Genomic DNA, 15,103 nt, shown 5'->3' with positions numbered 1-15,103 from the left:
TCGTCGAGGAGCCGCCGCACATGTCACGCACCGCAGCAGAAATAGCCACCCAGCCCTCCTGCTGGCGCCGAGCGGCGGACGCCGCGGCCGCCTTCGACGGGCTGCCGCGACCGGGCGAGCGGGTCGCCGTCACCGGCTGCGGCACGTCCTGGTTCATGGCCATCGCCTACGCCGCGCTGCGCGAGGCCGCCGGGCAGGGCGAGACGGACGCCTTCGCCTCGTCCGAGTTCCCGGCGGGCCGCGCGTACGACCGGGTCGTGGCGATCACCCGCTCCGGTACGACGACGGAGGTGCTTGAACTCCTCACCTCCCTGCGGGGCTCCGTTCCGACCACGGCGCTCACCGCCGACCCGAAGACCCCGGTCATGGAGGCCGCGGACTCGGTCGCCGTCCTGGACTTCGCGGACGAGGAGTCGGTCGTCCAGACCCGCTTCGCCACGACCGCGCTCGCGTTCCTGCGGGCCGGGCTCGGGGATCTGTCGGCGCTCGGCGTGAAGCCGGTCGCCGAGGCCGCGGTGGACGCGGAGCTCGCGGTCACCGAACCCCTCCCGGAGGCGGTGCTCGGCGCGGAGCAGTGGACGTTCCTCGGCCGCGGCTGGACGTACGGGCTCGCCCTGGAGGCGGGCCTCAAGATGCGTGAGGCGGCGGGCGCGTGGACGGAGTCGTACCCGGCGATGGAGTACCGCCACGGCCCCATCTCCATCACCGGGCCCGGCCGGGTGGCGTGGATGTTCGGCACGCTGCCGGAGGGGCTCGCCGGTGACGTGGACCGGGTCGGCGGCCACCTCGTCGCCCGCCAGGAGACCGACCCGCTGGCCGACCTGATCCGCGCCCAGCGGCTCGCGGTGGCCCTCGCGGAGTCCAAGGGCTACGACCCGGACCGCCCGCGCAACCTGACGCGCAGCGTGATCCTGGCGTGAGCCGCTCACCTGGTTCGCTCGCCTGGTTCGCTCGCCTGATGTGCTCGCCTGATTTATCGGGGTGACGGGGAGGGTCGGGACGCGCGAGGATGGGGGCATGCCTGGGCCCTACGTCATCCGCGGCTCGGTCCTCCTGCCGGAGGCCGAGCTCATGTGGCGTTTCTCCCGCTCGTCCGGCCCCGGCGGCCAGCACGTCAACACCTCCGACTCGCAGGTGGAGTTGAGGTTCGACCTCGCCAAGACGCAGTCCCTCCCCGAGGTCTGGAAGTCCCGCGCCCTCGAACGCCTGGCGCCCCGCCTCGTGGACGGCGTGCTCGCGGTCCGCGCCTCCGACCACCGCTCGCAGTGGCGCAACCGCGAGCTGGCCGCGACCCGCATGGCGTCCCTGTTGGCCGAGGCCACCGCCCCACCGCCCCGCCCACGCCGCGCGACGAAGATCCCCCGAGGCATCAACGAACGCCGCCTCCGCGAGAAGAAGGCCCGCTCGGAACGGAAGCGCGACCGCTCGGGCCGAGACTGGGGCTAGGGCCCGCCCCCGGGCAGTTCAAGCTCGACCCACACGGCCTTCCCGATACCGTACGGACGCGGAGAGCAGCCCCACCGATCGGCTAACGCTCCGACGAGAGCGAGCCCCCGCCCCTGCTCGTCCTCAGGCCCAGCCTGCCGGGGCACGGGTCGCCCGTCCCCCGCGTCGGACACCTCGATCCGCACCACGCGGCCATTCCGGAGCCCGACCCGTAACCCGATGTCCCGCCCTGCGGGGACGGGCGCGTGTTGCACCGCGTTGGCGACCAGCTCGGAGAGCAACAGCTCTGCGGTGTCCATGAGTTCGCCCTTGATCCCCCACTCGGTGAGCTGCTCACGGAGGAGCGCTCGCGCGCGCGTCGCGCTGCGAGGTGTACGAGGTAGTCGTTGGCTGACTTCGACCATGTGCGTGGGCAGCAAGGAGCCTCCACTGAGCGAGTACTTATCTCTAGAGAATGAGTGAAGCGCACCTTCGGCATGCGCGTCAAACATTCTCTAGAGATAGAGGCGTGATCTCCTTGGCCAGCACCGCGTCACAGGGCACGCGCATACGATGGCCAGAACGATCGGGAGAGCTGCATATGAACAGGCGGACCGTCGGCCGACAGCCCAAGTACCAGCGAATCGCCGCCGACTTGAAGGCCGCCATCGCAGCCGGTACGTACACACCCGGGCAGCGAATCCCCGGCGAGAACGACCTCATGGCCACCTACGAGGTTGCGCGCATGACCGCGCGGCAGGCTCTGGCGACCCTTCGATCGGAAGGGCTGATCGAGGCCCGCAAGGGTGCCGGCATCTTTGTGCGCCAATACGAGGTGGTCATCCGGCGACGCGGCGTACAGCGGCTCTCACTGAACCTGTGGGCACAGGGGAAGTCCGTGTGGTCCGCGGACATCGACGACCGGAGCCTGGAGGTCGATTCGGTCTCCGTGATGGAAGAGCCCGCGCCAAAAGGCGTCGCCGCCACCCTTGACACCCCGGCCGAGGCACCGGTCTGCGTGCGGCGCCGAAGGTTCCTCCTCGACGGGCGCCCCGTCCTGTTCGCCACCTCCTATCTCGACGCCGAGCTCGTTGCCGGAACGGCGATCACACAGCCGGACACCGGACCCGGCGGCATCTACGCCCGCCTCGACGAGATCGGCCACAAGCCGGTCCACTTCCGCGAGGAGATCCGCTCCCGCATGCCGAACGCGGAGGAGACCGCAGGGCTCGGCCTGACGCCGGGCACTCCGGTCACCCTCATCTGCCGCACCGCCTTCGCGGAGGACGGCCGCGCGGTCGAGGTCAACGACATGGTCCTGGACTCGTCGGCGTACGTCTTGGAGTACGAGTTCGACGCATAGGCGAGCCGCATGGCCACCGTCGACTCTCCAGAAGTGATGACACACAGTGTCATACCGAATCCTGACCGGACTCGCGGGTTGCCGGCCGACCGCCCGCTCAACCCCACTCCCACCCACCCGCCCCGCCTTGCCCGGATTCAGGCTTCCGGCGTCGCAACCTCGGCACAACGGGGCGCGCGCTCGTGGCTCCACAGCCGCCCCTTAGGCGTCGGCGAGGCTTGCAATAGGCCGAGTTACCGCCTGCAGGACCGTCGCCCGCAGATGGCAGGCGACTTGCCCCCTTGCAGACCGAACATCCCTGCTCGTTGGGCAGCAGTGAGCGACCCCCCGGCCGCGCCCCTGCATGGCGCTCGCTGGTGACACAGGACATCCGATCCCCGAGAGTGGGCGGCGGGCGGCTCGCATTAGGCGCACCAGCGGTCCACCTCGGCCCTCCTCATTGCCGGTTGAGCCCCGTAGCCCGACGCCGGAAGCCAGCACGCCCCGCCACGGGGACGCGCCGAGCGCCGAACCCCCGGACAAGCCGGGGCGGGTGAGGGGTCGGAGACGGGCTGGGCGGGCGGTCGACGTTGCGTGTGGCCGGTTGCGGCGGCTCCCCTGGGCTGAGGTCAACAGCTAGCTGGTCGGGGCCGAGTGCCCTGTGTGCGGGTGGGGGAATGGTCACGCCTGGGGTGCTGGGTGCCTGCTCCCCCGGACTAGGTGGGGGCGGGTGGGTGGGAGAGGGGCTGCGGGGGCGGGCCGCGGCGACCGGCTGGTCGTGCCCTGGCCGGCTGGCCGCGCCCCGGCCGGCCCGCCGTACCCCCGGAATCCCTCAACCCATCTGCCGGTACCGCCCCTTGAAGTACAGCAGCGGTCCGCCCTCCGCGCTCGGGACGGTTGCCGTGAGGACGTGGCCCACGACGAGGGTGTGGTCGCCCGCCTCCACTCGCTGTTGGGTCTCGCACTCCAGGGTCGCGAGCGCGCCGCCGATCAGGGGGGCGTCGGACTCCGTGCCCCGTACGTACGGGATGTCCTCGAAGAGGAGCCGGTCGCTGATGCGGCCCTTCATCGCGAAGCGGCCCGCGATGTGGCGCTGACTCTCGGACAGGACCGAGACACCCCAACGCGGCTGCTCCGCAAGGAGATCGTCCATGCGTGAGCCCTCACGGAGGCTGACCAGGACCAGCGGCGGGTCGAGGGAGACGGACATGAAGGCCGTCGCCGTCATGCCGACGTCCTCCGCCCTCGGGCCGCCCTCGCCGAGCTCGTCCTCCCGCGCGGTGACGAGGACGACGCCTGCGGCGAGCCGGGACATGGCGGCACGGAACTCTTCGTTGCTCACCTTGACAGGATGAGACTTCAGCACGGTGGACACGACCAAGACGCTAGCCCCGGACCCCCGCCGGCCACATCGGCCCCCCGGCCGGGACGTACGACCTAGGTCCGGACCCGTACACTCCGGTTGCGCCCCGAGTGCACCTCTCAACACGCCCCCGGCGCGCGGCCGGAAAGATGCCCCAGCCAAGAGCTTTGCGTTCAGGAAACGTACGCGGAGATCCACCTCACGGCCCCCGCCCCTTCACGTCGCTTGTGACTTGAGTCACAGGGTCCATATTTTGTTGACCCTGTGTACCGAGTGAGCAGCTCGCTGTGATTCAGTGGCGGAGGTAATCGGAGGCAATCAGACACTAAGGGCACCACGAATCCAGGAGTTGCTGTCGAGGTCTCGGGGAGAGCGAGCATGGAGACCGAGTCGGAGCCTTACGTCCGTCTTGCGACCCTGCGGCAGCTGCACCAGGTGGTCGCGGAGCTGAACACGGCGCGCAGCCTCGCCGACACCCTGCAGACCGTCGCCGACGGTGTGGTCCAAGGACTCGGGTACGAGCTCGCGTGCGTCAATCTCGTACGCCCCGACGGAGACCTCGTCGTCGCCGCCTTCGCAGGCAGTGCCGCCGCCGAGGCCCTGATCACCGGACGCGTCGGCTCCAGGGACTCCTGGGAGCGCCGGCTCGCGATGGGCCAGGACTGGGGCGCGCTCCGCTTCATCCCGCACAGCGAGGGCTGGACGCTCATCGAGGACGACGTGCCGCAGTGGCACACCGACGGCCCCGAGCCGCGCTTCGAGGACGAGTGGCACCCCCTGGACCGCCTCTACGCCCCGATGTACACGAGCGGAGCGACCGGCGGCGAGCTCCTCGGCGTCATCTCCGTGGACCGGCCGCGCAACGGCAGGCATCCCGGCGCGTGGGGGCGCGAGGCGCTGCAGATGTACGCCTCGCAGGCCGCCATTGCAATCAGTAACGCCCGCCTTCGAGCAAACATGCAGCGCGCCCTGGTCCGCCTTGAGCGCGAGCAGCAGGCCCTCAGGGCCAGTGAAGAGTCGTTCCGCCAAGCCTTCGAGTACGCGCCTTCCGGCATGGCCATCGCCGAGATGGGCGGCGACCAGCACGGCCGGATCCTGCGCACGAACGACGCGCTGTGCCGGCTCCTCGGACGGCCCGCCGCCGCGATGCGCCGCTACTCGTTCTCCGACCTCGTGCACCCCGAGGACATCGGCACGCTGCTCCGTACCTCCGCCGAGGGCGGCCGGGCCGAACTGCGGCTCGGGCGGCGCGACGGCACGTACCTCTGGGTCTCGCTGCGGAACTCCGTCGTCGCGGACGCCGCCGACGGGCCGCGGTTCCTGCTCACGCACGTCGAGGACATCGAGGAGCGCAAGCGCCGCGAACTGCAGCTCGCGCACCGCGCCTCGCACGACTCCCTCACCGGACTCCCCAACTCCGCCGAGCTGCGCTCCCGCCTCGCCGCCCGCCTGTGCCGGCGCAAGGAGGGCCCGCAGGAGAACGCCCACGCCCTGGACGCGGCGTACGGCTCGCTGCCCGCGTACGAGACCCCCGAGGGCTTCGCCGTCCCCGAGGGGTACGCGATGCCCGACAGGTACGAGAGCCACGACGCGTACGACAGCAACGGGCACGGCGCCTCCTACCCCGGCGCGAGCATGCCGCACGGCATCGAGGCCTTCGACCACCATGTGCACACCGTCGCGCCCGAGGGCGACACCGACGACGGGACGAAGGGACTCGCCGTCCTCTTCTGCGACCTCGACGGCTTCAAGTCGATCAACGACCGCTTCGGGCACCACACCGGCGACGCCGTCCTCATCGAGGTCGCGCGCAGGCTGACCAGCGGCGTACGGGACGGGGACACCGTGGCCCGGCTCGGCGGCGACGAGTTCGTGGTCCTCGCCGACGGGCTCGGCCGGGCCGACGCCGCGGACCTCGCCGTCCGGCTGCGGAACGCGATCATCCCGCCGATCCGGGTCGACGGGCGGGCCGTGCGGGTCGGCGCGAGCTTCGGGATCGGCTGGGCGCACTGCGGGATGTCCGCGGAGGAAGTGCTGCAATCCGCGGACCAGCGGATGTACATCGAGAAACGTTCTCGTGCCAAACAGCACAGGCGGGCCGGATAACCGCAGGTCAGCGAGGCGGGGAGAGATTCGTCGCCTTTCGGGGCCGGCCCGCACGTGTAGGCTCGCCCAATTGGACACCTGTGGCCCGTACTCGAATGCATGAGGAGTGACCGAGGGATGACGGCCGGCAACAACGGCGCGAGCACGCCCGAGGACGACGACCCGTTCGGCTATCTCTACGCCGACGGTCAGGCGGCCGGCGCGACCCCGCCCGGCGGCGGTTACGGCTACCCCGCGCGCAGCTCCTCGTTCCAGCAGGTCCGCACCGTCGGCGAGCGGCAGTACGGGCAGCAGGCTCAGCAGGGCGCCGGCGCGGGCGCGGGCGCGCAGGTGCCGCAGCAGAACGCGCACTACGCGGCGCCCGAGACGCTGCCCGGCGGCCAGGGCGGCCAGGGCTCCCGCAGGCAGCCGCCTCCCGGCGACGGGCGCGGCGGTCGCGGCCCCAACACCAAGGGCCTGCTGATCGGCGCGATCGCGGTGGTCGCCGCGGTCGTCGTCGGCATCGGCGCGGCCATGCTCAGCAACAGCGACGACGACCCGAACTCCGGCTCCGACCAGGCCGGTTCGGGCCAGACGGCCGGGGCCGACGGCGGCCAGGGCGAGGAGCCGAAGACCGAGCCGTCCGAGGACGCCGAGAAGGTGGAGCTGCCGAAGGAGGACGCGAAGGCGCTGACCTTCACCTCCGGGCTCGCCCCCGCCGAGGACGTGCCCGGCGCGGAGGCGGACGGCGGGGTGTACGTCACGGGCTTCAACACCGTGGGCGCCAAGGTCACTTGGACGTTCCCGATGAAGAAGGCCGGCGAGTACAAGCTCCGGGTCCGCTACGGCATCCCGGGCGAGGACGCCGACGCCACCCTCGTCGTCAACGGCAAGCCCAACACCCAGCCCCTCGGCATGAAGAACTTCATCGGCTCCCCCAAGGGCGACTGGGAGAAGGGCTGGCAGTCCACGTGGGCCCCGGTCACCCTGACCAAGGGCAGCAACGTCGTGGAGATCGCCTGCGCCGAGGGCAACAAGTGCAACGCCAACCTCGACCGGGTGTGGCTGGAGCCCGCCGGTTCCTGACCCTCCCTCGGCTCAGGGCAGCAGCCCCAGGAAGTGCGCCACCGTCCCCGTCATCGCCTCGCGAGCGGGGGCGAGGTATTTCCGGGGGTCGACCGTCGCCCGGTCGGCCTCCAGGAAGGCGCGGGCGGCGCCCGTGAACGCCGTGTTGAGCGCCGTGCCCACATTGATCTTGACCATGCCCGCGGCGACGGCCTGCCGGATCTCCTTGTCCGGTACGCCACTTGAGCCGTGCAGCACCAGCGGTACGGGGACCGCGTCCCGCAGCCGAGCGATCAACTCGTGGTCCAGGGCGGCCGTGCGCTCCGTCATCGCGTGCGAGGAGCCCACGGCGACGGCCAGGGCGTCCACGCCGGTGTCGGCGACGTACGCGGCGGCCTCGCCCGGGTCCGTCCGTACGCCCGGGGCGTGCGCGTCCAGCGGGGGCTCGCCCTCCTTGCCGCCGACCCGGCCCAGCTCGGCCTCGATCCAGATGCCCCGCTCGTGCCCCCAACGCACCGCGTCCGCCGTCGACTTGACGTTGTCGGCGTACGACAGTTTCGACGCGTCGAACATCACCGAGCTGATGCCCTCGGGGTGGGCGGCGCGCAGCAGGTCCACCTCCGTGACATGGTCCAGGTGCAGGGCGAGGCGGGCGGTGGAGGCGCGGGCGACGGCGGCGGCGGCTGCGGCGATGGGGGCGAGGCGGTTGCCGTGGAACTTCACGGCGTTCTCGGAGAGTTGGAGCACGGCCGGGCGGCCGGCCCGCTCCGCGCCTGCGGCGATGGCCTCTGCGTGTTCCAGCGTGATGACGTTGAAGGCGGCGACTGCGCTGCGCGCTGCTTTTGCCTCGGTTACTAGTTCGGCGGTGCTGACGACTGGCATCGGGCGCCCCTTGAGTTGTGCCGAGTGGTTGCGGTTACGTCGCTCGTACGGTCAGGGATCTGTCCCCTACCCGCCCCTTCCCGACTGTGTCCGATATGCGGCTGCCGCCGCGTGGCTGCGGCGCTGCGTTCTTCGGCTGCCGCGGCGTCGTGGCTGGTCGCGCAGTTCCCCGCGCCCCTTAAAAACCAGCCCCCCGCCGGGGCTAAATCCAGCCCCTCCGGCGTTTGAGGAGCGGGGTCTGGGGCGGAGCCCCGGTTCGGGAAGAGGCGGGGTGGGGAACAAGGCCCGCCGCAGGCGCCGGTTACGCCGCACTGGCCCGCTCCTGCACCGACACCTTGGCCAGGAAGTCCTCGTACGCCGCCGCGTCGAACTCGCCTGCCACCGGGGCCAGTACGGTGGCCGCCGAGAGGGCCACCGCGTGGGTCAGGCGGCGTGGCCAAGGGGTGGCGTCGACCAGGCCCGCGAGCAGTCCCGCCACCGCCGAGTCCCCCGCGCCCGTCGGGTTGCCGCGCACCGGGGCGGGTGGGGCGGCCTGCCAGGCGCCGTCCGGGGTGGCGGCGAGGAGGCCGTCCGCGCCGAGGGAGGCGACGACGGCGTGGGCGCCGCGGCGGCGGGCGTCCCGGGTGGCGCGCAACGGCTCGTGGGAGCCGGTGAGTTCGGCCAGTTCGTCGGCGTTGGGCTTGACCACGTCCGGGCGGGCGGCGATGCCCCGGCGCAGCGGTTCGCCGCTGGTGTCCAGGAGTACGGGGACCTGCGCGGCGCGGGCGGCCCGGACCAGCTGGGCGTACGCGCCGACGGGCACGCCGGGCGGCAGGCTGCCGCACAGGGCGACCGCGTCGGCCGAGTCGAGCAACTCCTCGTAGGAGGTGCGGAATCGGGCCCACTCGGCGGAGCTGATCAGCGGGCCCGGCTCGTTCAGCTGGGTGGTGTCGCCGGTGCGCTCGTCGACGACGGCGACGGTACGGCGGGTCGGGCCGGCCACGTCGAGCAGCTCGTCCCGGACCCTCGACGCCTCGGCGAGCTGGGCGCGCAGCGCGGCCCCGGTGGCGCCCCCGGCGAAGCCGGTGACGGTGACGGACCGGCCCAGCGCGGCGAGCACCCTGGCCACGTTCAGGCCCTTGCCGCCGGGCCGTTCGGTGACCTCGCCGACGCGGTGCGAGGCGTGCGGGGTGAGGCGCGGGACGCGGTAGGTGATGTCCAGGGCGGTGTTGAGCGTGACCGTGAGGATCACGTGTGCCTCCCCCCGGAAGTCGTACGTACGTGCGCGTGCCGGGGCCCGATCATGCCAGGCGCGCGGCGGTTGGCCTAGAGGTTCTTCCGGCCTCCGGGGCAACCGCGCGCGCCTCAAGGGGTGGGCAAATCAGCCCAGTTGCGGCGCTCCGGGGGCAACCACCCACTCCCCCTTGCGCATCACGCCCCGCAGGTCGAAGTTCTCGTCGAGGACGACCAGGTCGGCGTCCTTGCCGGGTTCGAGGGAGCCGACTCGGTCGTACACGCCGAGGAGCTTGGCCGGGTTGGCGGAGATGGCGCGGACGACGTCCTCGACGGGGAGGCGGTCGACGGTCGCGGCGCGCTTGAAGGCGCGGTCCAGGGTGAGGGTGGAGCCTGCGATGGAGCCGCCGTCGACCAGGCGGGCGACGCTGGCCTTCACCTCGACCTCCAGGGGGCCGAGCATGTACCGGCCGTCGCCGAAGCCCGCCGCGTCCATGGCGTCCGTGATCAGCGCGACCCGGCCCGCGCCCGCGTGGTGGAAGGCCAGTTGGAAGGCGGCCGGGTGGAGGTGCGTGCCGTCGTCGATCAGCTCGACGGTGACCCGCTCGTCCTCCAGGAGTGCGGCGATCGGGCCGGGCGCGCGGTGGCCGAGGCCGGGCATCGCGTTGTAGAGGTGCGTGGCGACGGTCGCGCCCGCGTCGATCGCCGCCAGGGTCTGCTCGTACGTCCCGTCGGTGTGGCCGACGGCGGCGAGCACGCCGTGCTCCGCGAGGAGGCGTACGGAGTCGATGCCGCCGGGGAGTTCGGGGGCGAGGGTGAGCATGCGGGCCTGGCCGCGCGCGGCGTCGATGAGCTTGCGCACGTCGGCCGGGTCCGGGTCGCGGAGGAGGTCCTCGCTGTGCGCGCCCTTGCGGCACGGCGAGATGAACGGGCCCTCGAAGTGGATGCCCGCGATCTCGCCCTGCTCGGCCAGGTCGGCGAGGAACCCGGCGCGCTCCGCGAGGAAGTCGAGCTCGCCGGTGACGGTGGAGGCGACGAGGGTGGTGGTGCCGTGCTCGCGGTGCGTGCGCACGCCCCTGAGGACGTCCTCCTCGGTGCCGGAGGTGAACGAGGCGCCGCCGCCGCCGTGGTTGTGCATGTCCACGAAGCCGGGCACGACCCAGTGGCCGCTCAGGTCGACGGCGGCGTCGTTCTCCTGCGCGTGTCCGGCGATCCGGCCGTGCTCGTCGACGATGACCCGGCCGTCGGCGACGGTGCCGGTGGGCAGCACCACCCGGGCGCCGGTGAGTACCTTGCGTGCTGCCATCAGGCGGTTACCTCCGAGGACGGTCCGGTCGGGTCTGTGGGTTCGGTCGGGTCTGTGGGTTCGGTCGGGTCTGTGGGTTCGGTCGGGTCTGTGGGTTCGGTCGGGTGGGGTACGCGGGTGGCGAGCAGGTCCCAGGCGAGCAGGCCCGCGCCCAGGCAGCCCGCGGTGTCCCCGAGCGCGGCGGGGACGACGGCGGGCAGCCGCTGGAACGTGACGCGCTGCTCGACGGCGGCCCGCAGCGGTGAGAACAAGGTTTCCCCCGCTTCGGCCAGGCCGCCACCGATGATGAGCGTGCGCGGGTCGAGCAGGGTGATCGCGGTGACCAGGCCGTCGGCGAGCGCGTCGATCGCGTCCTGCCAGACGGCGCGGGCCCGCTCGTCCCCCGACTCGACGGCCTTGGCGCAGTCCGCGGCGTCCGCGTCCGGGTCGCCGCTCGCCTCCGCCCAGGCGCGGCTGACGGCGGCGGCGGAGGCGAGCCGCTCCAGGCAGCCGCGCCGGCCGCAGCCGCAGAGCGGGCCGCCGGGGCGGACCACGATGTGCCCGATCTCGCCCGCGTACCCGTGCGCGCCGGGCTCGATCCGGCCGTCGATGCCGATGGCCCCGGCGATCCCGGTGCCGAGCGGCAGGAACAGGAACCGGTCGGCGCCCTGCCCGGCCCCGACCCGGCCCTCGGCGAGACCGCCGGTGCGGACGTCGTGGCCGAGGGCGACGGGGACGCCGATGCGGGCGGCGAGCAGCTCGCGCAGCGGCAGGTCGCGCCAGCCGAGGTTGGCGGCGTAGACGGCGATGCCGCGCTCGGCGTCGACGATGCCGGGCACGGCGACCCCGGCCGCGGCCGCGGGCTCGCCGAAGTGCTTCTCACCGTACGCGCGCAGCTCGGCGGCGAAGTCGAGGATCGACTCGACGACGGCCTCGGGGCCGCGCTCCCGGCCGGTGGCGCGGCGGGCCTCGTGCAGGGAGGTGCCGTCGGCCGCGATCAGGGCGGCCTTCATTCCGGTGCCGCCCACGTCGAGGGCGATGACATGTCTCACGGGCCCAGTTCTCACGGGCCCAGTCTGGCGCGCACCCCGCGAAAGGTCTAGTCCACTTCGCGGGCCAACTGTTCCAACTGTTCACAGAAACCTGCGGCAGACCTGGAACCTCATGGTCCCCCGGCGGCGTTAGACCCGGTGACGGTAGCTTCGTCCTCGGTACGTAGCCCGTAGCACCGCAGCACTCAGAGGGGAACTTCCATGGCTGTAAGCCTGTCCAAGGGCGGCAACGTCTCGCTCACCAAGGAGGCGCCTGGCCTGACCGCCGTCACGGTGGGCCTCGGCTGGGACGTCCGTACGACCACCGGCACCGACTTCGACCTGGACGCCTCGGCGATCGCGGTCAAGGCCGACGGCAAGGTCTTCACGGACGGCCACTTCGTCTTCTTCAACAACAAGCAGTCGCCGGACCAGACCATCGTCCACACCGGCGACAACCGCTCCGGCGAGGGCGCCGGCGACGACGAGGCGATCAACGTCAACCTGGCGGGCCTGCCCGCCGAGGTCGACAAGATCGTCTTCCCGGTCTCGATCTACGACGCGGAGTCCCGCTCGCAGAACTTCGGCCAGGTCCGCAACGCGTACATCCGCATCGTGAACCAGGCCGGCGGCGCCGAGATCGCCCGTTACGACCTCTCCGAGGACGCCGCCACCGAGACCGCCATGGTCTTCGGCGAGCTGTACCGCAACGGCGCGGACTGGAAGTTCCGCGCGGTCGGCCAGGGTTACGCGTCCGGCCTCGCGGGCATCGCGCAGGACTTCGGCGTCAACATCTGAGGTTCGCCGCGGCGCGGCAAGGGGCTCTGGTCGTCGGACCGGGGCCCCTTTCCCGTGGCTCCCCCCACGGTCCGGGGTGCGTCGGTTTCGTTGCCGGGTGCGGCCCGTCCTGGGCTGGTCGCGCAGTTCCCCGCGCCCCTGAGAGCTTGCGGCTCCGCCGCGCTCTCCCCGAGAAGGCAGCGGCGCAACCGCAGACCTTCAGGGGCGCGGGGAACTGCGCGAGGACGGACCACCGGGCCGCACCCGGCGACGAAACCGGAGCCTCAACGGACCTTCCCGTACCCCGAAAAGCAACTGCGGCTAGCCTGCCCGCATGATCCTCGAACCGATCCCGGTCCACGACGACGGCGCGCTCCCCGGCACGGTCCTCACCGAAGTGACCGAACTGTACGCCTCCAACCGGGAGTTCTTCGCGTTCAGCGGGGACTTCCCGGACCCGGAGCACATCACCGAGGAGCAGGTCGCCGCCGCCCTCGCGGACGAGCTGGCGCGGCCCACCGCCGAGGTGCTGCTCGCCCGCTCCGAGGGCCGGCTCGTCGGGCTCGCGATCACGCTCGGGCAGCACCCGAACCCGGAGGACCCGGACCCGTGGATCGGTCTGCTCCTGGTGGACGCGAAGCTGCACCGCACCGGTGTCGGGCGGCAGTTGGCGGACCTCGTCGAGGACCGTTTCCGCACCGCGGGCCGCGAGGCCGTGCGCCTGGCGATCCTGGAGGGCAACGACCAGGCGGGCTGGTTCTGGACCAACCGGGACTACGAACTCATCGGGTACGCCGAGGACCTGGAGCAGAAGCGGCCGTGCGTGCTGATGCGCAAGGAGCTCAACACACCTGCGGCGTAAGCGAGTTCACGGCTTCGGCGGCTTGCCCTCGCCGTACAGCCAGGCGTCCCAGAGCGCGTCGAGGTCCTTGCCGGACCGCTGCTCCACGTAGGCCGTGAAGTCCCGGGTGTCGGCGTTGCCGTGGCGGCGGTCCTCGGTCCAGCCGCGTACGAGGGCGAAGAAACGGTCGTCGCCCACGGCCTGCCGGATCTTGTGGACGGCCATCGCGCCCCGGTAGTAGACGGACCCCGAGGAGATCGTGTCGGCGCCGCCCGGCCGCGCGGGCGGGGTGGACCAGAGGGCCTCGACCTCCGCGGGTCCGCCGACGGCGTTCGTCACGTACGCGCCCTTGCCCGCGTAGACCTGGTCGAAGGTCTGCTGGGCGGTGCGGCCGCCGTGCTCCTCGCTCCACAGCCACTCCGCGTACGTGGCGAAGCCCTCGTTGAGCCACATGTCCTGCCAGGTCTTCGGCGTCACGGAGTTGCCGAACCACTGGTGGGCCAGCTCGTGCACGAGGAGCTGTGTGCCGGGGGTGCCGGGGAACACCGGCTTGGTCTGGGTCTCCAGGGCGTACCCGGCGGCGCCGTCCCCCTCGATGATCGCGCCGACCGAGGAGAACGGGTACGGGCCGAAGCGCCGCTCCGCCCACTCCACGACCTCCGGGATGCGCCGCAGCGCATCCGCGCTCTCCTCGGCCTCGGCGGGCACCGCAGCCGTGCGCACCGGAAGGCCGCCCTTGCGGCTCGCACCCTTCACCAGGGACGTGCCGCTCTCGTAGTCGCCGATCGCGACGGTCGCCAGGTAGCTCGCCATCGGCTCACCGCTGTGCCAGCCGAAGGTCGTGACGCCGCCATGGCCGCGCGTCTGCGTCAACTCCCCGTTGGAGTAAGCCTGCAGGCCCTTCGGGACGGTGATCTCGATGTCGTACGCGGCCTTGTCGGAGGGGTGGTGGTTGCCGGGGAACCAGGCCATCGAGCCGACCGGCTGGCCGAGGGCGACGGCGCCCTCGGGGGTGGGCAGCCAGCCCTCCTTCGCGCCGTCCGCGTCGGTGACGGTGCGCGGCACCCCGGAGTAGCGGACGACCGCCCGGAACGTCTCGCCCTCCCGCAGATCGTCCCGCGGCCGTACGGTCAGCTCGCTGCGCTGCCGGTTGAAGCGCGCCGCCCGGCCCTCGACGGTGACGGAGGCGACCTGGAGGCCCCGCAGGTCGAGGTTGAAGGCGCTCAGGTCCTGGGTGGCGCGCGCGGTGATCACCGCTTCGCCGTCGAGCCGCCGCGTGTCCGGGTCGTAGTCGAGGGCGAGGGCGTAGTGCTCGACGTCGTACCCGCCGTTGCCCAGGTCGGGGAAGTACGGGTCCCGCAGCCCCGCGCCGCCCGGCGTCCCCTGCACCCCGGGCCCGGTGCAGCCCGCGAGCACGAGGACGGCGGCGAGCACGACGGGGGCCGTACGGGAGGCCGTACGGGAGGCGGTACGGAGGGTCGTGCCCGTACGGGATGAGGTGCGGGGGGCGGACGGTGGTCGGCGTATCACATTGGCGATCTTATGGGCGGTACGCGAAGCACGTCCTTTTGGGCGTCCCCCCACACCCTCCCCACCTGCACGGATACACAGCAGGCCGCCCCCTCGCGCCGGTTCGGCGGAGGGGGCGGCCTGTGGTGGGCTAGGGGGCGTCTCTCCGATCTTTGCGGATCAGGCCGCGGCGTCTGGTGCGTGCTCTCGGCGTGCGCCCGGATCTCCCTCGTACTGGACGTACTTGGGTGATTCGGGCGTGCGGCGATGGGGGTACCTCCCTGCT

14 protein-coding genes are annotated in these 15,103 nt (G+C 72.2%); 7 read left to right on the top strand and 7 right to left on the bottom strand.

What is annotated here, in order from left to right; translation table 11 throughout:
• Positions 1-20 precede the first annotated feature (20 nt).
• Positions 21-920 carry an SIS domain-containing protein gene (locus QIS96_RS35520; RefSeq protein WP_282546985.1) on the top strand — a complete coding sequence of 300 codons (900 nt, stop codon included), beginning with the start codon at positions 21-23 and terminating at the stop codon, positions 918-920.
• Between the two features lie 97 nt (positions 921-1,017).
• Entirely contained in the window at positions 1,018-1,446 is a 429-nt protein-coding gene (arfB, locus tag QIS96_RS35515) for an alternative ribosome rescue aminoacyl-tRNA hydrolase ArfB (protein WP_282546984.1), read from the top strand.
• Here arfB and QIS96_RS35510 read toward each other — a convergent pair.
• Complete coding sequence (locus tag QIS96_RS35510; RefSeq protein WP_282547008.1) at positions 1,443-1,850, bottom strand: ATP-binding protein; 408 nt, start codon at positions 1,848-1,850, stop codon at positions 1,443-1,445. The genes arfB and QIS96_RS35510 overlap by 4 nt on opposite strands.
• Before the next feature lie 176 nt (positions 1,851-2,026).
• Here QIS96_RS35510 and QIS96_RS35505 point away from each other — a divergent pair, with 176 nt between their 5' ends.
• Entirely contained in the window at positions 2,027-2,788 is a 762-nt protein-coding gene (locus QIS96_RS35505) for a GntR family transcriptional regulator (protein ID WP_282546983.1), read from the top strand.
• Between the two features lie 811 nt (positions 2,789-3,599).
• Here QIS96_RS35505 and QIS96_RS35500 read toward each other — a convergent pair.
• Entirely contained in the window at positions 3,600-4,109 is a 510-nt protein-coding gene (locus QIS96_RS35500; RefSeq protein ID WP_408907314.1) for a flavin reductase family protein, read from the bottom strand.
• Positions 4,110-4,508: 399 nt separating this feature from the next.
• Here QIS96_RS35500 and cdgB point away from each other — a divergent pair, with 399 nt between their 5' ends.
• Complete coding sequence (cdgB, locus tag QIS96_RS35495) at positions 4,509-6,236, top strand: diguanylate cyclase CdgB (protein ID WP_282546982.1); 1,728 nt, start codon at positions 4,509-4,511, stop codon at positions 6,234-6,236.
• A gap of 117 nt (positions 6,237-6,353) precedes the next feature.
• Positions 6,354-7,301: a carbohydrate-binding protein gene (locus QIS96_RS35490; protein WP_282546981.1), complete on the top strand. Its 948-nt coding sequence runs from the start codon at positions 6,354-6,356 to the stop codon at positions 7,299-7,301.
• A gap of 12 nt (positions 7,302-7,313) precedes the next feature.
• On the opposite strand, the gene QIS96_RS35485 is transcribed toward QIS96_RS35490, so the two are convergent.
• The 4 genes from QIS96_RS35485 to QIS96_RS35470 all read right to left on the bottom strand — a co-directional run bounded on the left by QIS96_RS35485 (position 7,314) and on the right by QIS96_RS35470 (position 11,711).
• Positions 7,314-8,162: a class II fructose-bisphosphate aldolase gene (locus QIS96_RS35485; protein ID WP_282546980.1), complete on the bottom strand. Its 849-nt coding sequence runs from the start codon at positions 8,160-8,162 to the stop codon at positions 7,314-7,316.
• A 301-nt stretch (positions 8,163-8,463) separates the two neighbouring features.
• Entirely contained in the window at positions 8,464-9,393 is a 930-nt protein-coding gene (locus QIS96_RS35480; RefSeq protein ID WP_282546979.1) for a 1-phosphofructokinase family hexose kinase, read from the bottom strand.
• A gap of 129 nt (positions 9,394-9,522) precedes the next feature.
• Positions 9,523-10,680 (bottom strand): N-acetylglucosamine-6-phosphate deacetylase, encoded by a 1,158-nt coding sequence (nagA, locus tag QIS96_RS35475; protein WP_282546978.1) that lies wholly within the window; start codon positions 10,678-10,680, stop codon positions 9,523-9,525.
• A complete protein-coding gene (locus QIS96_RS35470) occupies positions 10,680-11,711 on the bottom strand; it encodes an ROK family protein (protein WP_282546977.1) in 1,032 nt (343 codons plus the stop codon). Before QIS96_RS35470 ends, nagA begins: the two co-directional genes overlap by 1 nt.
• Before the next feature lie 201 nt (positions 11,712-11,912).
• On the opposite strand from QIS96_RS35470, the gene QIS96_RS35465 reads away from it, so the two are divergent.
• Both QIS96_RS35465 and QIS96_RS35460 read left to right on the top strand, forming a co-directional pair.
• Positions 11,913-12,488, top strand: a complete 576-nt coding sequence (locus QIS96_RS35465; RefSeq protein ID WP_282546976.1) for a TerD family protein — start codon at positions 11,913-11,915, stop codon at positions 12,486-12,488.
• 313 nt (positions 12,489-12,801) lie between these two features.
• Positions 12,802-13,329: a GNAT family N-acetyltransferase gene (locus QIS96_RS35460; protein WP_282546975.1), complete on the top strand. Its 528-nt coding sequence runs from the start codon at positions 12,802-12,804 to the stop codon at positions 13,327-13,329.
• Positions 13,330-13,335: 6 nt separating this feature from the next.
• Here QIS96_RS35460 and QIS96_RS35455 read toward each other — a convergent pair whose 3' ends face one another.
• Positions 13,336-14,838: a M1 family metallopeptidase gene (locus tag QIS96_RS35455; protein ID WP_408907313.1), complete on the bottom strand. Its 1,503-nt coding sequence runs from the start codon at positions 14,836-14,838 to the stop codon at positions 13,336-13,338.
• Between the last annotated feature and the right edge of the window lie 265 nt (positions 14,839-15,103).

Origin of the sequence: Streptomyces cavernicola, assembly GCF_029968035.1 — a bacterium.
Taxonomy (GTDB): Bacteria; Actinomycetota; Actinomycetes; order Streptomycetales; family Streptomycetaceae; genus Streptomyces; species Streptomyces cavernicola.
The sequence above is the reverse complement of the archived record's forward strand: the minus strand, read 5'-3'. Positions and strand labels throughout refer to the sequence as shown.